The 24,336-nt window shown below is 71.9% G+C and carries 21 protein-coding genes; 12 read left to right on the forward strand and 9 right to left on the reverse strand.

Going from position 1 to position 24,336, the window contains the following annotated elements; all coding sequences use genetic code 11:
- Nucleotides 1–39: 39 nt before the first annotated feature.
- Nucleotides 40–747 (forward strand): ribonuclease H, encoded by a 708-nt coding sequence (locus AB0912_RS27965; RefSeq protein WP_366704539.1) that lies wholly within the window; start codon nt 40–42, stop codon nt 745–747.
- Nucleotides 748–807: 60 nt separating this feature from the next.
- Here the strand turns inward: AB0912_RS27965 and AB0912_RS27970 are convergent, their stop codons facing one another.
- On the reverse strand, nt 808–1,632 hold the full coding sequence (locus tag AB0912_RS27970) for a tyrosinase family protein (protein ID WP_366704541.1): 825 nt from the start codon (nt 1,630–1,632) through the stop codon (nt 808–810).
- A 33-nt stretch (nt 1,633–1,665) separates the two neighbouring features.
- Nucleotides 1,666–2,064 (reverse strand): tyrosinase cofactor, encoded by a 399-nt coding sequence (locus AB0912_RS27975; RefSeq protein ID WP_366704543.1) that lies wholly within the window; start codon nt 2,062–2,064, stop codon nt 1,666–1,668.
- Between the two features lie 338 nt (nt 2,065–2,402).
- Here AB0912_RS27975 and AB0912_RS27980 point away from each other — a divergent pair, with 338 nt between their 5' ends.
- From AB0912_RS27980 to AB0912_RS27990, 3 genes are all read left to right on the forward strand, one after another.
- A complete protein-coding gene (locus tag AB0912_RS27980; RefSeq protein WP_366704545.1) occupies nt 2,403–3,605 on the forward strand; it encodes an FAD-dependent monooxygenase in 1,203 nt (400 codons plus the stop codon).
- Nucleotides 3,606–3,706: 101 nt separating this feature from the next.
- Nucleotides 3,707–5,152, forward strand: coding sequence for an MFS transporter (locus AB0912_RS27985; protein WP_366704547.1), 1,446 nt, complete (start codon nt 3,707–3,709; stop codon nt 5,150–5,152).
- On the forward strand, nt 5,149–5,805 hold the full coding sequence (locus AB0912_RS27990; protein WP_366704587.1) for a TetR family transcriptional regulator: 657 nt from the start codon (nt 5,149–5,151) through the stop codon (nt 5,803–5,805). The genes AB0912_RS27985 and AB0912_RS27990 overlap by 4 nt, the downstream gene beginning before the upstream one ends.
- A 21-nt stretch (nt 5,806–5,826) precedes the next feature.
- Here the strand turns inward: AB0912_RS27990 and AB0912_RS27995 are convergent, their stop codons facing one another.
- Entirely contained in the window at nt 5,827–6,453 is a 627-nt protein-coding gene (locus AB0912_RS27995; protein WP_366704549.1) for an alpha-ketoglutarate-dependent dioxygenase AlkB, read from the reverse strand.
- Nucleotides 6,454–6,647: 194 nt separating this feature from the next.
- Nucleotides 6,648–7,355 carry an SDR family NAD(P)-dependent oxidoreductase gene (locus AB0912_RS28000; protein ID WP_366704551.1) on the reverse strand — a complete coding sequence of 236 codons (708 nt, stop codon included), beginning with the start codon at nt 7,353–7,355 and terminating at the stop codon, nt 6,648–6,650.
- A gap of 102 nt (nt 7,356–7,457) precedes the next feature.
- On the opposite strand from AB0912_RS28000, the gene AB0912_RS28005 reads away from it, so the two are divergent.
- Nucleotides 7,458–8,297, forward strand: a complete 840-nt coding sequence (locus AB0912_RS28005) for a helix-turn-helix transcriptional regulator (protein ID WP_366704553.1) — start codon at nt 7,458–7,460, stop codon at nt 8,295–8,297.
- A gap of 149 nt (nt 8,298–8,446) precedes the next feature.
- Here the strand turns inward: AB0912_RS28005 and AB0912_RS28010 are convergent, their stop codons facing one another.
- Complete coding sequence (locus tag AB0912_RS28010; protein WP_366704555.1) at nt 8,447–9,343, reverse strand: aminoglycoside phosphotransferase family protein; 897 nt, start codon at nt 9,341–9,343, stop codon at nt 8,447–8,449.
- 625 nt (nt 9,344–9,968) lie between these two features.
- On the opposite strand from AB0912_RS28010, the gene AB0912_RS28015 reads away from it, so the two are divergent.
- The 3 genes from AB0912_RS28015 to AB0912_RS28025 all read left to right on the forward strand — a co-directional run bounded on the left by AB0912_RS28015 (nt 9,969) and on the right by AB0912_RS28025 (nt 14,410).
- The gene (locus tag AB0912_RS28015) at nt 9,969–11,024 is read left to right on the forward strand and encodes a tetratricopeptide repeat protein (protein ID WP_366704557.1); all 1,056 of its coding nucleotides are present in this window, start codon (nt 9,969–9,971) and stop codon (nt 11,022–11,024) included.
- The gene (locus AB0912_RS28020) at nt 11,021–12,157 is read left to right on the forward strand and encodes a polyprenyl synthetase family protein (RefSeq protein ID WP_366704559.1); all 1,137 of its coding nucleotides are present in this window, start codon (nt 11,021–11,023) and stop codon (nt 12,155–12,157) included. The genes AB0912_RS28015 and AB0912_RS28020 overlap by 4 nt, the downstream gene beginning before the upstream one ends.
- Before the next feature lie 477 nt (nt 12,158–12,634).
- Entirely contained in the window at nt 12,635–14,410 is a 1,776-nt protein-coding gene (locus AB0912_RS28025) for a M4 family metallopeptidase (RefSeq protein WP_366704561.1), read from the forward strand.
- Between the two features lie 67 nt (nt 14,411–14,477).
- Here AB0912_RS28025 and AB0912_RS28030 read toward each other — a convergent pair whose 3' ends face one another.
- Both AB0912_RS28030 and AB0912_RS28035 read right to left on the reverse strand, forming a co-directional pair.
- Entirely contained in the window at nt 14,478–15,155 is a 678-nt protein-coding gene (locus tag AB0912_RS28030) for an AIM24 family protein (protein WP_366704563.1), read from the reverse strand.
- A gap of 125 nt (nt 15,156–15,280) precedes the next feature.
- Complete coding sequence (locus AB0912_RS28035) at nt 15,281–15,844, reverse strand: NAD(P)H-dependent oxidoreductase (RefSeq protein WP_366704565.1); 564 nt, start codon at nt 15,842–15,844, stop codon at nt 15,281–15,283.
- A 126-nt stretch (nt 15,845–15,970) separates the two neighbouring features.
- Between AB0912_RS28035 and AB0912_RS28040 the strand changes: the two genes are divergently transcribed.
- A complete protein-coding gene (locus AB0912_RS28040) occupies nt 15,971–16,636 on the forward strand; it encodes a TetR/AcrR family transcriptional regulator (RefSeq protein ID WP_366704567.1) in 666 nt (221 codons plus the stop codon).
- A 72-nt stretch (nt 16,637–16,708) separates the two neighbouring features.
- Here the strand turns inward: AB0912_RS28040 and AB0912_RS28045 are convergent, their stop codons facing one another.
- On the reverse strand, nt 16,709–17,872 hold the full coding sequence (locus AB0912_RS28045) for a glycoside hydrolase family 64 protein (protein WP_366704589.1): 1,164 nt from the start codon (nt 17,870–17,872) through the stop codon (nt 16,709–16,711).
- 539 nt (nt 17,873–18,411) lie between these two features.
- On the opposite strand from AB0912_RS28045, the gene AB0912_RS28050 reads away from it, so the two are divergent.
- Complete coding sequence (locus tag AB0912_RS28050) at nt 18,412–19,035, forward strand: hypothetical protein (protein WP_366704569.1); 624 nt, start codon at nt 18,412–18,414, stop codon at nt 19,033–19,035.
- Between the two features lie 120 nt (nt 19,036–19,155).
- On the opposite strand, the gene AB0912_RS28055 is transcribed toward AB0912_RS28050, so the two are convergent.
- Nucleotides 19,156–20,955, reverse strand: a complete 1,800-nt coding sequence (locus AB0912_RS28055; protein WP_366704571.1) for a coagulation factor 5/8 type domain-containing protein — start codon at nt 20,953–20,955, stop codon at nt 19,156–19,158.
- Between the two features lie 429 nt (nt 20,956–21,384).
- Here AB0912_RS28055 and AB0912_RS28060 point away from each other — a divergent pair, with 429 nt between their 5' ends.
- Nucleotides 21,385–22,479 (forward strand): DUF1996 domain-containing protein, encoded by a 1,095-nt coding sequence (locus tag AB0912_RS28060; protein ID WP_366704573.1) that lies wholly within the window; start codon nt 21,385–21,387, stop codon nt 22,477–22,479.
- Between the two features lie 100 nt (nt 22,480–22,579).
- Entirely contained in the window at nt 22,580–24,331 is a 1,752-nt protein-coding gene (locus tag AB0912_RS28065; protein WP_366704575.1) for a discoidin domain-containing protein, read from the forward strand.
- The last annotated feature ends 5 nt before the right edge of the window (nt 24,332–24,336 follow it).

The raw sequence follows: 24,336 nt of genomic DNA on the forward strand, positions 1-24,336 counted from the left end.
GCCCACTCCCGGTGGACGGGACCGCCGTGCGGGCGTGGCATGATCGGAGCCATGCCTGAACGCGTTGTGGCCGCCTGTGACGGGGCCTCGAAGGGAAACCCGGGACCCGCAGGATGGGCCTGGGTCGTCGCCGACGGGGACGAGACCCCCACCCGCTGGGAGGCCGGCCCGCTCGGCACCGCCACCAACAACGTCGCCGAACTGACGGCGCTGGAGCGCCTGTTGACGGCGGTCGCGCCCGACGTCCCGCTGGAGATCCGGATGGACTCCCAGTACGCGATGAAGGCGGTCACCACCTGGCTGCCGGGCTGGAAGCGCAAGGGCTGGAAGACGGCCGCGGGCAAGCCCGTCGCCAACCAGGAACTCGTCGCCCGGATCGACGAACTCCTCACCGGCCGCACCGTGGAGTTCCGCTACGTGCCCGCCCACCAGGTCGACGGCGACCGGCTGAACGACTTCGCCGACCGCGCCGCCAGCCAGGCCGCCGTCGTGCAGCAGCCGGCCGGCAGCGACCTCGGCTCCCCGGAGCCGCCGGCGTCGCCCGACACCCCCGCCTCCTCGGCACCGGCCCGCCGCCGCACCGCCGCCAAGACGCCCCGGCAGGGCGCGTCGGGCCGCACCCTCAAGGCGAAGTTCCCCGGCCGCTGCGTCTGCGGGCGTTCCTACGCGGCGGGGGAGACCATCGCGAAGAACGGCCAGGGCTGGGGCCACCCCGAGTGCCGCGGGGAGGCGTCGAGCACCGCCTGACCGCCTGACCGCCTGCCTGACCGCCGGGCGGCCGGGCGGCCGGTCCGTCCGGGTGTCCGGTCAGTCCGTGTCGAAGGTGTAGAAGGCCGTGTGGTCCAGCAGGTCCGAGGGCCGGACGTCGTTCCACGGCTTCATCGTCTCGTCCAGGTCCACGACGTTCGGCGTCCCCGCGACCGGCACGTACCCCGACCCGGGGTGTCGGCGCTGCCACTGCGCCCACAGCTTGTCTATGTAGGCGTGGTGCAGCCAGAACACCGGGTCGTTCGGGGAGACGCCGGTGGCCATCTGGCCGCCCACCCACACATGCACCCGGTTGTGCAGGTTGACGCCCCGCCACCCTTCGAGGTGATTGCGGAAACCGTCCGAGGCGCTGTTCCAGGGCGCCATGTCGTACGTCGCCATCGAGAGCACGGAGTCCACCTCGGCGCGGGTGGGCAGCTCCCGCACCCCGGTGCCCAGCGACCGGCGCAGATACGTCCGGGTGTCCACGCGCACGGTGACCGGCCAGTCGCCGGTCGAGGCGGCGAACGGGCCGTCCATCATCCGGCCGTCGAGGCTGCGCCCGGTGCCGCCGAGGAAGTCGGGCGCCCACAGCGAGGAGCGGGTGGTGCGGTCGGCGGTCCAGTCCCAGTAGGGCAGCGCCACCGAGGCGTCCACGGACTGCAGGGCCCGCTCGAACTCGAGCAGGAATCTGCGGTGCCAGGGCAGGAACGACGGTGAACGGTGGCCCGTCCGTTCGCCGTTGTCGGTGTCGCCGATGATGAAGGCGTTGTGCGTCGTGACGAAGGCGTCGTAGCGGCCACTGCGCTTGAGCTGGAGGAGCGCGGCGACGAAGCGCCGCTTCTCGTCCGTGGTCAGGCTCGCCTGGTTCTTGCGTACGGTCATGTGCGGGACTCCACGATCTGCTTGCTGGGTGGCTCAGTTGGCGGCGAAGGGCACGAGCGGTGCCCCCTGGAGTTCCAGGACGGCGGCGCGGGCGGCGGCGCGCGGGGACGGCACCGGGTCGTAGTGGCTCACGACGCTGATCCAGCTCCCGTCGGCGTTGCTCATCACGTGCAGTTCCACGCCGTCGATGAACACGGCGTAGCCGGCGCCGTGGTGGTGACCGCCCCCGGTGACCGGGCGGCCCTCTATGCGGCGCCCCTGGAACACCTCGTCGAAGGCTTCCGGACCTCCGTGGTGGTGCTCCTCGGGCATCCGGCCGGGTGTGGCGGCCGGTGACGCGGACGCCGAGGGGGCGGTGAGGGCCTGGGCGCCGGCGGCGGTGGCGAGTGCGGCGGCGGCCCCGAGGGCGCGGCGGCGGGTGAGTTCCGGCATGCGGACTCCTCCTGGAATGGGCTGAGTTGCTGACCCGGTATGCCTATCGGATCGCCAAACAGCGGGAGAAATCGCCGGATGTCGGTTGGCTATGATCCGGACAATCTCGTACATGTCGTACAGGATTGAACGAAAATGATCTTGCTGTGCGAGGTGCGGGAAACGGGGCGCCGGAGCAAATCCTGCGGCGGGCGTGCCCGTTGCGGATGATCTTGCTGTCGCGCGCCCTCGCGAGTGGCGGCGCTCACGCCCGTGAACTGGCGTGAAATCCCGGACCCCCCGACCCCTGCTACTCTTCGTGATCAATTGACCGCTTTGTGCAACATAGGGGAGTGCGCGTGAAGATCGCGTGCGTCGGTGGCGGACCCGCAAGCCTGTACTTCTCGATCCTGATGAAGCTCCAGGACCCGTCCCATGACATCACCGTCCATGAGCGGAACCCGGCCGGCTCCACCTACGGCTGGGGCGTGACCTACTGGGCGGGCCTGCTCGACAAACTGCGCGAGGGCGACCCCGTGTCCGCGCTCGCCGTCCGCGACAACTCGGTGTGCTGGAGTCAGGGCGTCGCCCACGTCGGCGACCGCACCACCGTGCACCCCGGCGACGAGGGATTCGGCATCGGCCGCCGCAGGATGCTCGACCTGCTCGCCGAGCGGGCCCGGGCGCTCGGCGTACGCGTCGAGTACGAACACGAGGTCACCGCGGGGCGACTGCCCGAGGCCGACTTGATCGTCGCAGGCGACGGCGTCAACAGCGCCCTGCGCGAGCGCCACGCCGACCACTTCGGCACCGAGATCGCCCTCGGCCGCAACTACTACGTCTGGCTCGGCACCACCCGGGTCTTCGACTCCTTCACCTTCTCCTTCGTGGAGACGGACCACGGCTGGGTCTGGTGCTACGCCTACCCGTTCAGCGAGGACCACAGCACGCTCGTCGTCGAGTGCTCCCCGCAGACCTGGACCGGACTCGGACTCGACACCGCGAGCGAGCCCGACGGTCTCGCCCTCCTGGAGAAGCTCTTCGCCGACCTGCTCGACGGGCACGCCCTGATCGGCCGGTCCCAGCCGGACGGCCCCGCCCAGTGGCTCCGCTTCCGGACCCTGACGAACCGCACCTGGCACCGCGGCAACCTGGTCCTGCTCGGCGACGCCGCCCACACCACCCACTACTCCATCGGCGCCGGCACCACCCTCGCCCTGGAGGACGCCATCTCGCTGGCCCGCGCGCTGCGCGAGACCCCGGACCTGGAGGCCGCCCTCGACCGCTACGGGCGGGAGCGCAGGGCCGAACTGCTGGCGGTGCAGAGCGCCGCCCGCCACAGCGCCCAGTGGTACGAGAACCTGCCGCGCTACATCGGCCTCCCGCCGGCCCAGATGTTCGCGCTGCTCGGCCAGCGGCACTCACCACTGCTGCCGTACGTCCCACCGCAGCTCTACTACCGCATCGACCGCGCCGCCGGCCGCCTCGAGGCGCTGCGCCGCTTCAAGCGCTGGCTCGGACCGAAACTGGCACGCGGGGTGCAGGCCCGCTCGCACCGGTAGCGGGCGGCCCGGGAGAAGCGGGCGGGGTGGGGTGAATGACAATTCACCGGTAAGGTGAATTGTCATTCACCCCTTTCTTCGTACTGACTCCTGGAGTGTTCATGGCGGCTCTGCGCGAGCGGCTCGCGATCCCCGTCCTCGCGTTCGGCGGAATCCTCATGGCCGTCATGCAGACGGTGGTCGTCCCGTTGCTGCCCGACCTTCCCCGGCTCACCGGAGCCTCGGCGGGCGCCGTCTCGTGGATGGTCACCGCGACCCTCCTGTCCGGAGCGGTCCTGACGCCCGTCCTCGGCCGCGCCGGCGACATGTACGGCAAGCGCCGTGTCCTGCTGATGGCCCTCGGGCTGATGACGGTCGGCTCGCTGATGTGCGCGCTCACCTCGGACATCGGCATCCTGATCGTCGCCCGGGCGCTCCAGGGCGCGGCGGCGGCCGTGGTGCCCCTGTCGATCAGCATCCTGCGCGACGAACTGCCGCCCGAGCGCACCGGTTCCGCCGTCGCCCTGATGAGTTCCACGGTGGGCATCGGGGCCGCCCTCGGTCTGCCGCTGGCCGCGCTGATCGTCCAGTACGCGAACTGGCACGTGATGTTCTGGGCCACCACCGCGCTCGGTGTCGTCGGGCTCACGCTGGCCTGGTGGGCGGTCCGCGAGTCCCCGGTACGCGAGCCCGGCCGCTTCGACACCCTGGGCGCGCTGGGCCTGGCCGCCGGACTCGTGTGTCTGCTCCTCGCCGTGTCGCAGGGCGGCACCTGGGGCTGGACCAGCCCGGCCGTGCTCGGCCTGTTCGCCGCCTGCGTCGTGATCCTCGCCGTGTGGTGGCGCCAGCAGCTCCGCGCCGAGAGCCCCCTCGTCGACCTGCGGCTGGCCGCCCGCCCCCGCGTCGCGCTGCCGCACATCGCCGCCCTGCTGACCGGCTTCGCCTTCTACGGTAACTCGCTGGTCACCGCACAGCTCGTGCAGGCCCCCGCCGCCACCGGCTACGGCCTCGGCCTGTCCATCGTGGCGACCGGCCTGTGCCTGCTGCCCGGCGGAGTGACCATGCTCTTCCTCTCGCCCGTCTCGGCGCGCATCTCCGCCGCCCGGGGCCCGCGCGTCACGCTCGCCCTCGGCACCGTGATCATCGCCTCCGGCTACGCGATACGGATCCTGGACAGCCGCGACCTGTGGATGATCATCGTCGGCGCCACGGTCTGCGCGATCGGCACCACGTTCGCCTACTCCGCCCTGCCGACCCTGATCCTGCGCGCGGTGCCCGCCGGCCAGACCGCGTCGGCCAACGGCGTCAACGTCCTGATGCGCACGATCGGGCAGGCGGTGTGCAGCGCGGCGGTGGCCGCCGTCCTGGTGCACCACACGAGCCTCGTCGCCGGCGCCCCCGTCCCGACGCTGCACGGGTATCTGCTGGCCTTCGCCATGGCGGGTACGGTCGCCCTGGTGGCCTGCGCGGCCGCCCTGTCGATACCCACCGACCCTGCCTCGCGCGTCACCCCGCGCACCGGCAGCCCCACCGGCGCGTCCCGCGACGAGGCGCTCGAAGGAGCCTGAGCACCGTGACCACGCCCCCCACAGGTCTCACCGCGCCCGCGCCCCTCCCGCCGTCCGGCGACCAGCCGGGCGGCGCGGCACCGGGGGAGGCCGCCCCCACGGCCCCGCCCCGCCGCGACGCCGAGGCCAGCCGGGCGGCCATCCTGCGCGCGGCCCGCCATCTGCTCGCCCGGCACGCCCACGCCGACATCACCCTCAAGGCGGTCGCCGACCGGGCCGGGGTGAGCCCGCCGCTGATCCTGAAGTACTTCGGCAACAAGGACGCGCTGTTCGCCCGCGTCATGTCCTTCGAGTCCGACGCCGACGCCCTGCTCGACGCCCCGCTGGAGGACCTCGGCCGGCACATGGTCCGCCACCTCCTCGAAGGCCAGACCCAGCGCGGCGCCGACCCCGTCCTGCGGATCGTCTTCGCCCCCCTCCAGGGGGAGCAGGGCGACATACTGCGGGCCAACTTCCGTACGCAGGTCAGCGAGCGTCTCGCCGAGCGGCTCGGCGGTCCGGACGCGGGTCTGCGCGCCGAGCTGGCCGTGAGCACCCTGCTCGGCCTCGGCGTGATGTACGGCATCGCGCGCGGCACCCATCTGCGCGCCACCGCCGTCGACGCCATCGTGGACCGGTACGCCCCGGCGGTGCAGGCCCAGCTCGCTCCCTGAGCGGCGCGCCCCGGCGGGCGGTCAGTTCACTCCGGCGGGCCGGAACTGGATGCTGATCCGGGGGCCCGCCGCCCGCGCCGACTTGGGGACCGCGTGCTCCCAGGTGCGCTGGCAGGAGCCGCCCATCACGATGAGGTCCCCGTGGCCCAGCGGGCGGCGCACGGTCGCTCCGCCGCCCCGGGGCCGCAGCAGGAGGTCGCGCGGCGCGCCCACGGACAGGATGGCGACCATGGTGTCCTCGCGGGCGCCCCGGCCGATCCGGTCCCCGTGCCAGGCAACGCTGTCGCGGCCGTCCCGGTAGTAGCACAGCCCGGCCGTGGTGAAGGGTTCGCCCAGTTCGGCGGCGTAGTGCGCGGACAGCGCGTCCCGTGCCTGGTCCAGGACCGGATGCGGCAGCGCCTCGCCCGCCCGGTAGTACGAGAGCAGCCGGGGTACGTCGACCACCTGCTCGTACATCTGGCGGCGTTCCGCCCGCCACGGCACCTCGGCGGCGAGCCGGGCGAACAGTTCGTCGGCGCCGCCGAGCCAGCCGGGCAGCAGGTCGATCCAGGCACCGGCATCCAGAGGGGTGCGGCGCGTCCCGTTCAGCGGGCCGAGGTGCAGCTCGTCCGTCTGGTCGAACAGCGAGCCCTGGAGGTGCGTGGCCATGGAGCCAGCGTACTCCTGTATTCGAATACGTGTTCCATTGATGGGGTGGCCCCTGCCCGCGCCGAGTCTGCTCGCGCAGGGGCGGGCCGTGGCTGGGCGGGCTGTGGCGAGGGCTGTGGCGGGGGCCGCCGCGGCAACGGCGCCGCGGTGTCACCGGCGCCGCGGTGTCACGGCGGCCTGCCGGACCGGCCGGGTCACCAGGGGAGCGGGCCCTCCGCGGCGAAGTAGCCGCCGGTCGGGCCGTCCTGGCCGACGCGGGCCATCCGGACGATGATCTCGGCGCCCTGCTCGACGGTCTGCACGCCGGTGTTGCCGTTCAGGTCGGTGGCCGTGAAACCGGGCTCGACCGCGTTGATCCGGATGTCCGGGAACGCCTTGGCGTACTGCACGGTGATCATGTTGACGGTCGTCTTGGACGCGGGATAGGCGATGCCCGGATAGAAGTGCGCCGGCGAGTCGGGGTCGCTCATGGCGGTCAGCGAGGCGAGGCCGCTGCTCACGTTCACCACGACCGGGGCGGCGGACCGCCGGAGCAGTGGCAGGAAGGCGTGGGTGACGCGGACGACGCCGAAGACGTTCGTCTCGAACAGCTCGCGCAGGGTGTCCGCGGTCGTGTCGGCGGCGCCGACGATGCTGTTGCCCTCGCCGCGCCCCTCGACACCGGCGTTGTTGATCAGGACGTCCAGGCCGCCGTCGGCCTCCACGGTCTTCGCCGCGGCGGCGACGGACGCGTCGTCGGTGACGTCGATGACGAGGGCGCGCGCCCCCAGTTCCGCGGCGGCCCGGCGGCCCCGCTCGGGGTCCCGGCTGCCGACGTAGACGGTGTGGCCCGCCGCGACGAGCCGGCGGGCGGTCTCGAAACCGAGACCCTTGTTCGCTCCGGTGATCAGTGTTGTGGTCATGGGGCCAGAATCCGGCGGAGGACCGCGGACAGCCAGGCGTCCGGTCTTCCTGGGACTGCGGGTACCAGGCAGCCGCGCCTGCCGGGGTGCACAGTTGGGGACATGGCGAGCATGGAGTTCGGCAGGACGGTACGGCGCTGGCGCGACCGGGTCTCCCCACAGGCGGCGGGGCTGCCCGGAGGCGGCCACCGGCGCGCGGCCGGGCTGCGCCGCGAGGAACTGGCCCTCCTCGCGGGGATCTCGGTCGACTACATCACCCGGCTCGAACAAGGCCGCGCCGCCAACCCCTCCGAGCAGGTCGTCGAAGCCCTCGGGCGGGCGCTGCGCGTGTCGGCGGCCGAGCGGGAGCACCTCTTCGAGGTGGCCGGGCTGGTGCCGCCGGGCCGGGGGATGGTGCCCGCGCACATCACCCCGGGCGTCCACCGACTCCTCGACCGGCTGACCGGGACGCCCGTCGGGGTGTACGACGCGGCGTGGAACCTGCTGCTGGCCAACCCGCTCTACGCCGCCCTGCTCGGCGACCCCTCGGGGTGGCGCGGCAACGAACGCAACGGCGTCTGGCGCAACTTCGTCGGCCCCGGCAGCCGGGTACGCCACACACCGGAGGAGTCGCGCACGTTCGAGGCCACGCTCGCGGCCGACCTGCGCGCGACGGCGGGCCGGTACCCCGCCGACCAGCGGCTCCGGCGGCTGGTCGAAGAGCTGCGGGCCGCCAGTGACCGGTTCGCGGAGCTGTGGGACGCGGGGACGGTCGCCCACCACGAGGCCTCACGCAAGACCGTCGACCATCCGCAGGTCGGCGCGGTGACCCTGGACTGTGACGTGCTGGCCGTCGCGGGCAGCGACCTGCGGATCATGGTCTACACCGCCGAGCCCGGCACGGAGGACGCCGAACGCCTGGCCCTCCTCGGCGTCCTCGGCACCCAGGCACTGGTGGACTGAGCGGACTTCACCAACGCCGGTGGGTGGACTGACCGGGGGCCGGCCGATGTCGACCGGTGGGCTGAGCGGTTCCGGCCGATGCCCGCTGGTGGAGCGATCGGCGCCGGCCAATGCCCGTGGTGGACCGAACGGAGGCCGGTCAACGCGTGCTAACGATCCCGGTGTTCGGCCAGTACCTCGTGGATCACGTGCCGGGCGTTGTCCGCCATCACCGGGTTCGTCTCGTGGTAGTACGGCAGTTGGATCAGGGCCATCGACAGCGCCCAGCCGCGGCCCCGCGCCCACTGGGCGTCATCGGCGCCCGCCGCCTCCCGGAAGACGGGACGCTGTTCCGGGGGGAGCAGGTTCCACGCCGGGATGAGGTCGGAGGCGGGATCGCCGGTGCCGAACGTGCCGAAGTCGATGACGCCGGCGAGGCGGCCCGCGCGGGTCAGGAGGTTCATCGGCATCAGGTCCGCGTGCAGCCAGACGGGTGGACCGGTCCACTCCGGCGCCGCGAGCGCGTCCTCCCAGGCTTCCGTGGCCGCCCTGGTGTCGATGGTGCCGCGCAACTCCTCGATGGCCGCCCGCGTTTCGGCGTCGACGCCCGCCAGCGGTCCACCCCGGTAGGCGGGCGGTCCGCCGGGCACATCGGCCCGGCGCAGCGCGGCGACGAACGCGCCGAGGCCGGCCGCCAGGCCCCGCGCGTCGGACAGCGCGCCGGGAACGGGCGGTTCGCCGTCGATCCAGCGCTGCACCGTCCAGTGCCAGGGGTAACCCTCGGCGGGAGCGCCGACCCCGAGGATCTCCGGCACGGGGACCGGAAGCAGCGGAGCGAGCCGCGGCAGCCAGAGCGCCTCCTTGACCACGTCGTCGGCACCGCCCGGAATCCGGGGCAGCCGCACGGCCAGCTCGTCCCCGAGCCGGTAGAGGGCGTTGACCGTCCCGGCCGACTCGACCCGTTCGAGAGGCAGTTCGGCCCACGCGGCGAACCGCCCACGCAACAGCCGCCGCACGAGCGCACCGTCGATGTGCGCCTCGTCGGCGTGCATGGGGGATGAGGACATGCTCGGGGGCCTTTCACAGGGGAATCGCTGCCGCCGCCCCACACCTCCCGATTGCCTCAAGTCCTGGTGGCACGGCCGGACGTCAGATGTGATCAACTGCGAGTTCCAGCAGGTCAGAACACCGTAGCCCATCTGCCTGTAGCTCAGAAAGGGACTCGGTGAGAGTCCGGAACCCGGCCCGGACGATGCCGGTGAGCAGGGTGGGATCCGCGGTGCGTCAACAGCTCCGCCTCGCCCAGGGACAACCGGCTCCGCCTCGCCCAGGGACAACCAGCGCCGCCTCGCCCAGGGATAGCGGAAGCACGCGGGCATCTACGGCCGATTCCCGCCCCTGGATGGCCGGTTGGCGGCCCCGCACGACGTGATCGCGTGGGGGAGGCAACCCCGTGAACGTGATCGACGTCTTGACCGGCGACGAGCGACTGACGCGTCGACCTCCGGTGATCCGTGGTTCACGGGTGGAAATCGGACGAAGTATACGCACCGTGTATACATGCAGTGTATACCGGCCGTGACGTATCGGCGGAGCACGTCCGCGCACGTCAGGACCTCACAGCAACCGGAAACAGCAGCACCGCCGGGCCGATCCACCCGTGGCCCGCCGGTGGCAGACGGAAAGGCATTCATGTACGGCAAGGCCTTCGCCCCGGAGTACCAGGGCGCCCTGACCACCCTGTCCGTGAACTCCTCCCTGACCGACGTCCTCGCGGCCGGGACCGAGCGGCTGCGCGCCGCCGAACGTGCGGGAGAACGCGCCGAAGCCGCCCGGTCGGGCCTCGCGGTCGCCGAGGCGCACCGCAGGCTCGGGCAGGTGGCGGACGCCGACCGCGCCTGGAAGGCGAGTTACCGCACGGCGCGCGCGGCGGGTGACGGCGCCGGGATGGCGTGGGCGCTGTGGAGCGGCGGAACACTGGCGCGGCAGCGCGGCGCGTTCCCCCTGGCGTGGCGGCTGCTGCGGCTCGCCGCCGAACTCGGCGGCCGGGCCGGGGACGTCGTGGTGCGCGGCTACTCCCTGGCGGGCATGGCCGAGACCGGCCGCATCCAGGGCGACTACGAGGCGGTGACCGCGCTGCACGAACAGCTCCTCGCCGAGGCCCGCAAACGCGGCGAGGCCCGCCACACCGTCTGGGCCCTCGAAGGCATCGCCCAGATCCACCGCAACACCGGCTCCTACGACACCGCGTACGCCCTCTTCGAAGAGGCGGCCGGGATAGCCGCCGGAGCCGACGACCGGCGCGGGCACGCCTGGGCCCTGCGCGGCCTCGCGGACATCGTCTCGGTACGCGACGGCGACGCGGAGCGCGCCCTCGAACTGCTCACCGAGGCGGAGACGTCCTGCCGCGCCATGAAGCTGTCCGGTGCGCTCGCCTACAACCACAAGATGCGCGGCAACGTCCTCTACCGGGACAGGCGTTACGCCGAGGCCCGCGATGTCTACGCCCAGGCGCTCGCCGAGTTCGAGGAGATGGGCGAGCCGCGTGGCCGCGCGCTGTCCCGGCTCGGACTGGCCAAGTCCCTGGCCCGGCTGGGCCGCGACCGCGACGAAACCGCCGCCGAACTTGACGAGTTGGCGGCCCTGCTCGACGGCATCGGGCTGCGGCACGCCCGGCAGATGGTCGAACGGGCCCGCACGGAACTGGGGTTGACGCCGGCGCGCACCGAGACGGAGGGCGCGCGATGAGTCCGACGGCGCTCCGCCGCGCCACTTCCGCCCCGACGTCGGCCACCCCGCCGACCGCGACGGGCGCCGTGGCATCGGCGGGGACGGCGACGCCCGCCGTCCCCGCGTCCCCGCTCACCTCCGCCGGGGACGTCCTGCGCCGCTGCCGCGAACTCACCGCCCCCGCGCTGGTCGAGGCGATCGAGGGGCTGCATCCGTGGGTCGCGGAGATGGCCGGATACGCGCTCGGCCTGCGCGAGGCGGACGGCACCCGCGTCGAGCACGCCTCGGGCAAAGGGGTCCGGCAGGCGCTGGCCGTCCTCGGCGCGGAAGTGGTCCGGGGTCCCGCGCGGGCGGGGGTGCCGGCCGCCGTCGCGGTGGAGCTGGTCCACACCTTCTCGCTGCTCCACGACGACATCATGGACGGCGACGCGTTGCGCCGTGGCCGCCCATCCCTGTGGAAGGCGTACGGCACCGGGCCCGCCGTACTCGCGGGCGACGCGTTGTTCGCGCTGGGCGTGGAGACCATCGCGGTCACGCCCCACGCGGGTTCCGCCATACGGCAGTTGACCACGGCCTTCGGTGATCTGGTCAGCGGTCAGGCCGACGACCTGCTGTTCGCGGAGCGGCCCTGGACCGGGCCGCGGGCGGTCGGCGTGGGGGAGTACGTGACGATGGCCGAACGCAAGACGGGCGCCCTGCTGGGCTGCGCCCTCGCGCTCGGGGCCCGGCTGGCGGGCGCGCCGGACCGCACGGTCGCCCGACTGGACCGGGCAGGGCGCCACTTGGGGGTCGCGTTCCAGATCGCCGACGACGTGCTGGGCATCTGGGGCGATCCGAACATCACCGGCAAGCCGGTGCACGGCGATCTGCGGCAGGGCAAGAAGACCCTGCCGATTCTGGCCGCCCTGGACGCGGCGCCCGGAGGCGGTGAACTCGCCGAACTCCTGGCCGGCGCGGGTGCACTCGACGCCGCGGGTGTCCGCCGAGCGGTGGCCCTCGTCGAGGCGACGGGCGCGCGCACCCGAGCCGAGCACGCCGCCCACCACCACCTCACCGAGGCCCGCACCCTCCTCACCTCCCCGCACCTCGCCCCCGGCCCAGCGGCCGAACTGAACACCCTGCTGGGGGCGCTGTCCGAACGGACGGTGTGACGGAGCGCCGGGCGGGGGAGGCGGGGTGGCCCGTCGGGCAGACGGTCCCGCCGGCTGGGCGGCCTTGCGGACCGGTGATGTGCGGACCCGCCGGGCCTGGTTGTGCGGCGACCGGACGACCCCGGCGGCCCGTTGGTCTGGGCGGCCTCGCCAAGCGGCCTGGGCCGTGGTGACCGGACGGTCCCCGCACCCCCTGGACCCGGGATACACCAACCGGCAACCCCCGCCCCGGCCAACCCCCGCCCCGCGCAAGACCCCTACCCCACGCCCCCTCCCTCCCCTGCGACATGAGTCACATCCGTCCCCAGACCCCTCCTCGCAGGCAACCCCCGCGAGGCCCCGCACATCTGTCCGGGCGACGCATCGTCGGGTCTCGTGGACCCGCGGTGACCTGGGCCCGTCGGGCCGCGCGGTGACAACAGCGCCGTGTCGCAGGGCGGTTGGCGTCACCGGCCGTCCCGTACGAAAAGGAAATCAGTGCGTAGACCCCACATACGCCGCGTGGCGGCAGCCGTCGTGGTGACGACTGCCGTCACGCTCCCCGGCCCCGCCTTCGCGGCGGTGCCCGACGCGCCCGCCCGGGTGGCGGCCGCGTCCTCCTCGCCGGTGGCCGCGGCCGGCGCCGCGGCGTTCGCCCACGCCGACGCCACCGGTGTGGCCAAGGGCGACACCCTCCGGGCCACCGACGTGATGGCGGACCCCGACGGCAAGCAGCACGTCCGGTTCGTCCGCTCACACCGGGGCCTCCCGGTCCTCGGCGGTGACCTGGTCGTGCACCTCGGCGCCCACTCGCAGTACCTGGGGGTGACCCGGGCCGCCGGGCACCTGGTCGAACCCGTCACGGTGGAAGCCAAGTTGACCACTGATCAGGCGCAGCGGAAGGCGGCCGACGCGGCCAAGGGCGACGCGGGCGCGGCCCGGCTCGTCGTGGACGCCCGCGAGGGCGGCGCCGCCCTCGCCTACCAGGTGACCGTGACCGGCAGCGGCACCACGGAGGCCGGCGGCTCCCGCACGGTCGTCGTGGACGCCCACACCGGCCGTATCCGCAGCAGCATCCCGGACAACGACGAGTTCATCTCGCCGTCCCTGGCCGACACCCTGCGCGAGCGGGGCGTCAGCGCGACTCCGCAGACCGGTCTGACCACCGGTCCGCCGGCGCTCACGGACGCGGCGCGGACGGCCCACTACCCGGCCACGGCGACCGGAAGCGGAGCCTCCCTCTTCGCCGGCAAGGTGGCGCTGACCACCACCCGGACCGCCCGGACCAGTTACCTCCTGAAGGACCCGACCCGGTGGAACACCGAGACCCGGGACGCCAAGGGACAGGAACTGGAATCCTTCGCCCGGGGCAAGAAGTTCACCGACGCCGACAACAAGTGGGGCACCGGCACCACGGCCTCCCGGTCGACCGCGGCGGTGGACGCCCAGTACGGCATCACCAAGACCCTGGACTTCTACAAGAAGACCTTCGGCCGCAAGGGCATCAAGAACAACAGCGCCGGCGCCCGCGGGATGGTCCACTTCGGCGACAAGGTCGGCAACGCGTTCTGGGACTCCACCTGCGGCTGCATGCTCTACGGCGACGGTGACGGCCGGTACTTCAAGAAGCCGCTCGTCGTCCTCGACGTCACCGGGCACGAGCTGACCCACGGCGTCGTCGACGCGACCGCCGCGCTCGAACCGACCCGCGTGGACGAGGAGGGCAACCAGTACGGCGAGGCGGGCTCCCTCAACGAGTCGCTCGCCGACATCTTCGGCTCGAACGTCGAGTTCTCGGCCAACAACCCGAAGAACCCGCCGAATTACCTGGTCGGCGAGAAGCTGGGCCTCGCGCAGAAGTTCCTGCGCCGCCTCGACCACCCGTCCCTCGACCTGCTGGAGGAGGCGGTCGACTACTGGTCGCCCGCCGCCTACGACACCGAGGTGCACGCCGGTTCGGGCATCTCGTCGCACGCGTACTACCTGCTCGCCGAGGGCAGCGGACGCAAGACGATCGGCGCCGTGACCTACGACTCGCCGACGTACGACGGGTCCCGCGTGACCGGGATCGGCCGGGCGAAGGCGACCGCCGTCTTCTACCGGGCGCTCACCCGCTACATGGTCTCCACGACCGACTTCCACGACGCGCGCAAGGCCACCCTCAAGGCCGCCGCCGACATGTACGGGTCGGGCAGCACCGAGTACAAGACGGTGGGCAAGGCCTGGGCGGCCGTGAACGTCACCGCCGCCAACACCCCCGCCAGGAAGCACTGACGGACGGGCCGGGGGCGCCGCCCTCGCGGCGCGGCGCCCCCGGCCCCCGGCTACGGTCGGGCGCCGGTCAGTGCTGCTGCTGCTTCTGCGGGGTCACCTCGCTGGGCCGTACGACGACGAACCCCTCGCCGTCCAGGCGCAGTTGCACGGCCTCGCCCGATCCACCGCGGATCATCGAGCCGATGGACTGCGAGCGGTGCAGCGAGGTCCGCAGATGGGCGGTCCAGCCGACGACGGCGTCCGTGTCGACGAACACCGGCTGCTGCGGGGTGACCGGGATGACCAGCGGGTTGCCCTCGCATATCAGGCCCAGGGCGCCGTGGCCGGTGAAGACGCTGTTGAACAGGCCGCCGCCGGTGATGCCCGCGCCCTTCACGGTCTTGATGTCGTACGACAGGGTGGCGTCGAAACACAGGACGTTGCGGCCGTTGACCGTGAACACGTCGCCCGGCTCGATGCCCACGATGAAACAGTTCTGCGCCTCGTGCGCGAACCAGGCCTCGCCCTGCCCTCGGACGGTCATCAGCGGCAGGCCCTCACCGGTGACGGCCCGCTTGAGCATGCCGCCCACACCCTGGCCCTTGCGCTCGAACTGCAGGCTGCCCCGGTAGGCGACCATCGCGCCCTGGCGCGCGACCATCTCCCCCTGGACGGCGTACCTGATGGACTTGGCGTTCTGCAGCGTCATCCCCGGCGCGACGGCCGGCCGCACCATGTGGTCACTGGAAAAGAGATCGCTCTTCATGCGGGCATCCTGTCGCGGAGGCCGCTGCTTCGCCAGAGGCGTGGCGATCTTGGGACACGCGGTGACCGGTCCGGGACACACCGAAGGCCGGCCCGGGGCAACCGGACCGGCCCACAGGCGAGTTGTCAGGCGACTTCGGCGGCGCCGACGTGGCTGTGCAGACGGCTCACGACCTCGGCGATCTGGGCGGCGACCTCCGCGTCGTCGACCGGGTGCGTCTCCGCGAAGCGGACCACGGAGCCGGGGACGGAGAGCTTGACGTCCTCCAGGACGGTGCCGCCGGCGATGCCCACGGCCTTGCGGGTCTCGTCCTGCGCCCACACGCCGCCGAACTGGCCGTACGCGGTGCCGACCACCACGACCGGCTTGCCCGTGAAGGCGCCCGCGCCGTAGGGACGCGACAGCCAGTCGATCGCGTTCTTCAGGACGGCCGGGATCGTGCCGTTGTACTCGGGCGAGAAGAGCAGGAAGGCGTCGGCGGCGCCGGCCGCCTCACGCAGCCGCGCCGCGGCGGCGGGCACGTCGCCCTCGACGTCGATGTCCTCGTTGTAGAAGGGGATGTCGGCCAGGCCCTCGAAGATCTCGATCTCGGCGCCCTCCGGGGCGAGCTTCACGGCCGCCTCGGCGAGCTGACGGTTGTGCGAACCGGCGCGCAGGCTGCCGACGAGGGCGAGGATGCGAACGGACATGACTATCTCCCGATATCTGGAAACGCTGAAACACTGCCGCAACAAACCGGACCCAGGTCCGTTTACAGGTTTACCATCCAAGCGGACCGCAGTCCAGTTGTCCCCGATTGCCGTTACGCTGTCTTCATGTCCACCCCACTCCCGCCGTTCCCGAAGCGACAGGAAGCGCCCGACGAGCCCGTACTGATGGAGCTGGCCGTCCCCGGCGGCACCCCGCTGCGCGCGGACGCGGCCCGTAACCGGGCGCGGCTGCTGGAGGCCGCGGCCCGCCTGGTCGAGGAGGTGGGGGTGGACCGGCTCACCATGGAGGGCGTGGCCACCGCGGCGGCGGTCGGCAAGGGGACCGTGTTCCGGCGCTTCGGCGACCGCACCGGCCTGCTGATGGCCCTGCTCGACCACACCGAGCAGCGCTTCCAGGCCGCCTTCATGAGCGGTCCGGCGCCACTCGGCCCCGGCGCGCCGGCGGCGGAGCGGCTGCACGCGTTCGGCTGCCACGTCCTGCGCCAGACGTCCGACCGGCTCGACCTGTATCTCGCCGCCGAGCCCGAGGCGACCCGCCGCTTCGTCTCGGCGCCGTACCGGGTGCGGCTGACGCATGTGTGCGTGCTGCTGCGCGAGGCGGGCGTGGCCGCGGACGTCGACCTGCTCGCCCCGACCCTCATGGGATACCTGGACCCGGCGCTCGTCAGCCATCTGACCCGGCAGCGCGGGATGCCCCTGGAGCGGCTGGAGTCCGGCTGGCACGACCTGGTGGACCGCAGCCTGGGCGGTCTGGGCGGGTGCTCCGCGTAGCGGAGGTGACCGCATGGGGACGGGGCGGGAGCCCTGTCCTGACTCCCGCCCCGTCCCGCCCCCGTGCGCCGGTCAGTTGAAGGGGTCCAGCGTGACGTACGCCTGCTGCGGGTTGCCGTCGTGCACGAGGGACTCGTGGTTGCCGACGTCGTCGAAGGCGAACGCGTACGCCTTGCCGTCGGCCATCTGCGCGTGGATGGCCTTGGCGTACTGGTTGGTCACCGCGTCCGTGTAGAAGCTCCCGGAACCGGAGTCCGGCTGGTTGGGGTTGGTCAGCAGCGTCGAGCGGTTGAAGCCCGCGCACAGGGTGCGGGAAATGGGGCCGCGCACCAGGTCGTTGGGCGCGTCGAGCCGCTTGTAGCAGCCGAAGACGCTGTCCGAGTCGGGCTTCTGGAAGCTGGTGACCACCGCGCCGGAGCTGTTGGTGAAGTTCATGACGTCACCCGAGACCCGGCCGAAGTACTTGGTGTTGGGCTGGTCCCCGAACGGGGTCACCGTCAGCGTCGAGGAACTGTACTTCTGCCAGACGCGGTTGATGTAGTCGTCCATCACGCCGGCCGGCAGCGCGCCCGCCTCGATGCCGTGCCCCGGGGCGAGCGCCCGCAGCACGGTGCCGTCGGACCGGGTCTGGATCAGGCCCGCCCAGCCGCCCGGCTGAGCGCGCAGGGCGTTGAAGAACCCGTTGTAGCCGCCGGCCTTGAGGTGACCGGTGGTCTGCGTGGTCCCGTTCGCCGCCTTGACGCCGACGGCGTACGGCGCGGAGAACATGTCGACCTGGGTGCTGTTGATCCACAGGCCGGAGTCGTTGAGCGTGTACTCGGACCAGTTGAAGAGGATGTTGTGGTTGGGGTCGCTCGGGTTCTGCACGGCCGGCTGCACCAGCCCGCCGGTCGTCACGCGGAAGTCGAGCTTCTGGCCGAACGAGAAGTAGAGCCGCCCGGAGAACTTGGGCAACTGGATCGTCTTCGTCTGGCCGTTGGCCGGACCCGGGATCGAGGCGTCGGGCGCGGGCGTCGGCGGGTTGCCGCCCGCCGGCCAGGCGTGGAAGCCGCCGTTCGCGTCGGCCCAGCCCTGCTGTCCCGTGGAGAGCTGGGTGCCGAGGTCGTAGATGTAGACCGGCTCGTTGCGGCCCGAGTTGTTCGTGAACGTCAGCGGGATGGTGGCCGGGACCGCGGCCTCGGCGCGGGTGGGGGCGCCGAAGGCGAGCAAGGTCGTGGTGAGGGTGGCGGCGGCCAGGGTCCAGGCCGTCCATCTGGATGTCGCGCGCACTCTCTGCCTCCTTGATGTGGGGGTTCAGCGAGGTGGATGCCTGCGGACGCGGCTCGTCCGCTTCCTTTTGAGAGCGCTCTCAGAATTGCCTCGGCGGGCGTACATGTCAACGATTCACGCAAAGTTGGTCCGGTCCAACCCGGCGGAGTGGCAGCGCAGTTGGTGCCAGGGATGGCCGGCGGGCAGTGCTGGGCGACCTCGGGACGTCCGCCACGTCGAGACGTGCGCCGGCTCAGGGGAAGGCGTCCAGCCCCTCACCCGGTCGACCCTCACCCGCCGCCCGGAGGGGGATCGGTCCCCGGAGAGGCGAGGCCTGCCCGGCTGCGCGAGTGGGTCCCGCTTCCGGGGTCCGTACGTCACCCCAGGGGGCGGCCACCCCAATGGGCCCCCGTGGCTCGCCGCCACCGCCCGCGGCGCGGAGCATGGGGGAGTCCGCGCGAAACGGGAGCGGACGAGCCGACGAGTCCCCGTGCCCCGTGCCCTGTACGGCAGGAGAGGCGAGCCACATGAGCAGACGCGCAACCCCCGGCCGAAGCGGATCACGGCGTATCGCTGCCCTGCTGGCCGCGATCGCGTGCGGCTCCGTCCTGGTCTCGTGCAGTTCGGGCGACGACAACGACAGCGGGGCGGCCTCCGCGACGCCGACTCCGCCGAACGCCTCGGACTTCACGGGAACGCCGCCGTCCGCGATCGCCTCGGCCGCCTCCTCGATCATCGAGTCCGCGAGCGGCCGCGCGTCGTCCGCCGCCGCGTCCGTCTCGGCCCGGGCCTCGGAGTTCGCCGCGTCGGTCGACGCGGCCACCGAGCGCGCCGCCGCCACCGCCCAGAAGGAACTGAAGGACGTCAAGGGCGGCGGCAACGCGACCGCCGACGTCAGCATGACCGGCCTGCCCACCGGGGAGACCGGCGGACTGCGCGCCGTGGTCGTCACCATCACCAACAACACCGGCCAGAAGGCGTCGTACGCCGTGCAGGTCGACTTCAAGAACCCTGATGGGAAGGTCGTGGAGACCCGCTACGCCGGCAAGGAGGACCTCGAACCGGGCAAGCGCGCCCAGCCGGTCGTCGTCAGCAGGCAGCCCGCCGAGCCGCAGCTCACCCCGGTGCTCGCCAAGGCACAGCGCTACTGAACCGGCCCCGCGCGACGCACCCGCCGCCTGTGCACCCGGCGGACCGGCCACCTGCGCACCCCGGGCCCCTCCCCACTGCCGGGGACGGGTCCGGGGTGACGTGCGTCCGGGCGGGAACCGTCAGGGATACGAGACCACCGTCGACGGCACGGTGGACGTGCCCGAGGTGGGGGCGCCCGTGTCGTTGATGACCCGCTCGTACTGGCCGGCCCCGCCCAGCGAGACCACCAGCAGGTCGTGGAACTTCACGCCGGGCGTGTTGGGCGCGGCGAACCCGTGGTGCTGGACGATCGTCGGGTCGACGTTGTAGTAGCAGTAGCTGCCCAGGCCCCAGCCCTCGTGGGTGCTCACGGAGTCGGCGACCTTGTAGGCCGCGTACCCCTTGATGTCGCCATTCTGGATGGCGGCCTGGTTCGGCGCGTCGTAGGCCTTCTCGTTCTGGAAGAAGATGGTGCGGCCCCGCTCGCCGTACCACTGCACGTCGTACTTGTTGAAGTGTTCGACGAACAGCCCGGTGGCGAGGACGTCGTCGCCGTTGACGCGGATGCCGTAGTCGGCCCGGTTGGTCTCCCAGCCGACGCCGGCGCCGTGGTCGGCCCGCCACACCCAGGTGTGGTCGATGATGGTGTGCCGGCTGTTGATGACCATGCTGGTCGTGGCCTTGCCCGCGCCGGCCCCGCCGATCCGGACGAACACGTCCTGCACGGTCGTCGGGTTGGCCGAGTGGTCCGCCGAGGCGCCCGCCGGACCGACCTCCAGGAGGGTGTCGGAGTTGACCGGCCCGGCGTCGATGAGGAAGCCGGCGAGCCGGACCCCGTCGACGTCGGCGGTCCGCACCGCGGTGACACCGTTGTCCGGGATCAGCGTGGCGTAACCGAGGCCGAGGATCACCGTGTTCGCGCGGTCGACCTGGATCGGCCGGTCCAGGTGGTAGATCCCCGGCGTCAGCAGCAGATGGAGCCCCTGGGTGAGCGCCGCGTTCAGCGTCTCGGCGGTGACACCGGGCTTGGCCACGTAGAACTGGTCGAGCGGCAGCGAGGTGCCGCGCGGTGTGCCGTTGCCCCAGGTGACCCCGCGCGCGTCGGTGCGCTTCTCCGGCAGGAACACCCGGTACTCGCCGCCGTCGAGGTAGAGGAACGGCTTCTCACGGGAGACCGGCGTGGTGTCCAGCGTGGTGTACGGGGGGTCCGGGAAGGACTGCGCGGGCGCGCCCTCGACCCCGGAGAACACCATGTTCCAGACGGCGTTGGACCAGCCGCCCACCGCGCTGTCGCGGGTGTACCACTGCTGCTGCGAGTACGGGCCGACCGACCCGTCGATCCTGCTGTCGGCGATGTAACCGCCGCTCGCCCAGCCGTAGCCGTCGGGCGCCAGGTTCAGGCCGCCCTTCACATGCATCCGGCGGAACGGCGCCGCCTGCGCGACCGCCCAGCGGTTGGTGCCGTTGACCGGGTTGAGCGCCAGGTTCTCCGCCGAACGCCAGAAGTTCTGCGTGGCGTTGCCGTCGAACCAGCCCGCGTCGACGGTCACGTCACCGTTGATCGTGGTGTCGTCCGGAGACAGACCGAGGCCCGCGATCGAGGTGTAGAAGCCGAGTTGGGCGTTGAGCCCGTTGTACGTGCCCGGCTTGAACAGGATCGCGTAGCGGCCCGTGTCGAACTGCGCCCTCTCCTGCTGTCCGAAGATCTCGTCGAGCTTGGCCTGGATGCCCGCGGTCGACGGGTCGAAGACGATCACGTTGGGACCGAGGTCGCCGCCACCGGGGAGATCGGCCTGCCGGGCGGCCGGGGCGGCGGAGGCGGGGGAGGACAGGGCGAGGAGTCCGGGGGCCGCCGCGCCGGCGGCGATCGCTCCGAGGACGGTACGGCGCGCGAGGGGGGAGCGGCCGGAATCCGGTGTGTCCGTGGGGGTGTGAGACATGGGGGGAGACTCTCCTGGTTCAGGAAGTGAACGGTGGGAGGTTGGGGGAGCGCTCTCTTGCCGATGCATGCTTCATCCAGGTGAACGACACGTCAAGAGTTGTGACCGGGGTTCCGGATGTTGTTGCCGGGTGAACAGTCAACTCGGCCGGTATTTGCCGTAGTTGAGCGGGATATACGGGCAGTTGGGCGCGCTGCCCCGGTGCCGGGCCGCGTTCAAGAGATGCGCGGATCGCACACGGTGATTCTCCGTCAGCTCCCTTGACACCCTTGCGCCACCGCCACAACACTCCAGAACGGGAGAGCGCTCTCCCGGTTTCCCCGGCACATGTGATGGACCGTCACGCGGACGGCCCCGGACGGCACCCTGCACCCCGCCGTCCCCGGCCGTCCGGCCCCCACCGCCCCATCGACGTGGCAGGAGGTCTCCATGGCACGGAGATCGAGAATCGTCTCAGGAATACTGATGTCCAGCGCTCTGGTCCTCACCACGCTCGGCCTGGCCGGCGTGGCGATGAGCGCCGACCCCGCGACCGGCGCGACCACCGCCGTGGCCGGATCGGCGACCGTCCACACCGGGCACGCGATGCCCGTCTCGACGCTCGCCTCGCCCGAGGACCCGGACGGCGACGGATACATCCCGGCGAACCCGCCGGTGACCGGGGTCGTCCCCTCCAAGGCGGAGCCGACCCACCGCTATTTCCACGAGTTCCAGGCGAACTGTTCGGTGTCCCACACCCGGCCGGACGACCCGATCGTCTACCCCGGCCAGCCGGGCAAGTCGCACGACCACACCTTCATGGGCAACACCACCACGAACGCGGCCAGCACCACGGCCTCGCTCGACTCCGGCGGGACCACCTGCAAGGCCCCCGGAGACAAGTCGGCCTACTGGATGCCGACCCTGCTCAAGGGCAGCACACCCGTGCTCCCGGTGGGCCCCCAGGTCATCTACTACAAGGCGGGAGTCACCGACTACACCAGTGTGCGCCCCTTCCCGAAGGGGCTGCGGTTCGTCGTCGGCAACCCCATGCAGTCGGCGGCCGACTTCCGCAACCACCGCGGCTTCGTGGAGGGCTGGGAGTGCGGCGACAGCTTCTTCAACGTCGACATCCCCGCCCAGTGCCCCGACCGGGCCGACGTCCAGCTCAACATCCGCTTCCAGGCCCCCAGTTGCTGGGACGGCAAGTACCTGGACACCCCCAACCATCAGAGCCACATGGCGTATCCGGTGGTCAACCCCGGCACGAACAACAACATCTGCCCGGACGACCACCCCGTCGCCCTGCCGATGATCGAGTTTAAGATGGCCTTCCCGGTCAACGGTGACATGTCCCAGGTGAAGCTGGCGAGCGGCGCCGGCTACTCCTTCCACTACGACTTCTTCAACGCGTGGGACGCGCCGACACTGAAGGCGCTCGTCGACCACTGCGTCGTGGGCGGCCTCCAGTGCGACGCCCGCGGCTACGACGAGACGCACCCCGAGGCGGGCGCGGCGCTCGACGCGAACTACCGGCTTCCCTGACGCCGGTACCTCCCGCCGGCCGGTACATGGCCCCGGCCGGCGGGAGCGCCCAACTCCCCCCTGAACTCTCCCCCCTCACCCGCACACCGGACGGACACTCATGACCGCATCCCGAACCACCCGGCGCCGGCTCACCGCGCCACTCACCGCGGGCCTGCTCGCCGCCGGAGCCCTCGTCGCGCTGCCCTCCCAGCCCGCGCACGCCGCCGGCAGCGTCGTCAAGGTCACCGGATCGCAGGGCAACTGGCAACTGACCGTCGACGGCAGCCCGTACCAGATCAAGGGCCTCACCTGGGGACCCTCCGTCAACGACGCCCCGCGCTATATGCCCGACCTGAAGTCGATGGGCGTCAACACCATCCGCACCTGGGGCACCGACGCCTCCAGCAAGCCCCTCTTCGACGCCGCCGCGGCCCAGGGCATCAAGGTGATCGCCGGCTTCTGGCTGCAACCCGGCGGCGGACCCGGCAGCGGCGGCTGTGTGAACTACCTGACCGACACCGCCTACAAGAACCAGGTCCTCAACGAGTTCCCCCAGTGGGCCGCCACCTACAAGGACAACCCCGGCGTCCTGATGTGGAACGTCGGCAACGAGTCCGTCCTCGGCCTCCAGAACTGCTACAGCGGCGACGAACTGGAGCGCCAGCGCGACGCGTACACCACCCTCGTCAACGACATCACCAAGAAGATCCACGCCGTCGACCCCAACCACCCGGTCACCTCCACCGACGCCTGGGTCGGCGCCTGGCCCTACTACAAGAAGAACGCCCCCGACCTCGACCTCTACGCCGTCAACGCCTACAACGCGGTCTGCGACGTCAAGTCGGCCTGGGAGCAGGGCGGTTACAACAAGCCCTACATCGTCACCGAGACCGGACCCGCCGGCGAGTGGGAGGTGCCGGACGACGCGAACGGCGTCCCCGCCGAGCCCACCGACCGCGCCAAGGCCGACGGCTACACCCGGGCCTGGAACTGCATCACCGGACACAGAGGCGTCGCGCTCGGCGCCACCATGTTCCACTACGGCACCGAGTACGACTTCGGCGGCATCTGGTTCAACCTGCTCCCCGCGGGCGAGAAGCGGCTGTCCTACTACGCCGTGAAGAAGGCCTACGGCGCGGACACCTCGCACGACAACACCCCGCCGGTCATCTCCGACCTCACCATCGAGGGCGACGCCGCCAAGGTGCCCGCCGGCGGTGACCTCACCCTCGCGGTCAAGGCCACCGACCCCGACGGCGACCCGATCACCTACGAGGTGCAGGACAACAGCAACTACATCGACCAGAGCAAGCAGCTCGTCACGCTGCCCGCCACCGACCTCGGCGGCGGCCGGCTCAAGGTCACCGCGCCGGACAAGCCCGGCGTCTGGAAGATCTACGTCAAGGCCAAGGACGGCAAGGGCAACGTCGGCGTCGAGACCCGCTCCTTCCGCGTCGTCCCGCCCGTCCCGAGCGGCACGAACATCGCCCGCGGCAAGCCCGCCACCGCCTCCTCGGCCCAGGCCGGCGGCGGCGACTGCCCCTGCACCGCCGCGGCCGCCGTCGACGGCAACCTCACCACCCGCTGGGCCAGCGACTGGAGCGACCCCCAGTGGCTCCGCGTCGACCTCGGCAGCCGCAGCTCCTTCCGCCATGTGCAACTGGTCTGGGAGACCTCCTACGCCAAGGCCTACACCGTGCAGACCTCGGACGACGGAGAGAACTGGACCACCGTCCGCAGCGTCACCGACGGCAATGGCGGCGTCGACGACCTCGACGTCTCCGGCACCGGACGCTACGTCCGGGTCAACGGAACCGCACGAGGCACCGGCTGGGGCTATTCGCTGTACGAGTTCGGCGTCTACAACTGAGTCGG

The sequence above is a fragment of the Streptomyces sp. NPDC007084 genome (assembly GCF_040703595.1).
Classification (GTDB): domain Bacteria; phylum Actinomycetota; class Actinomycetes; order Streptomycetales; family Streptomycetaceae; genus Streptomyces.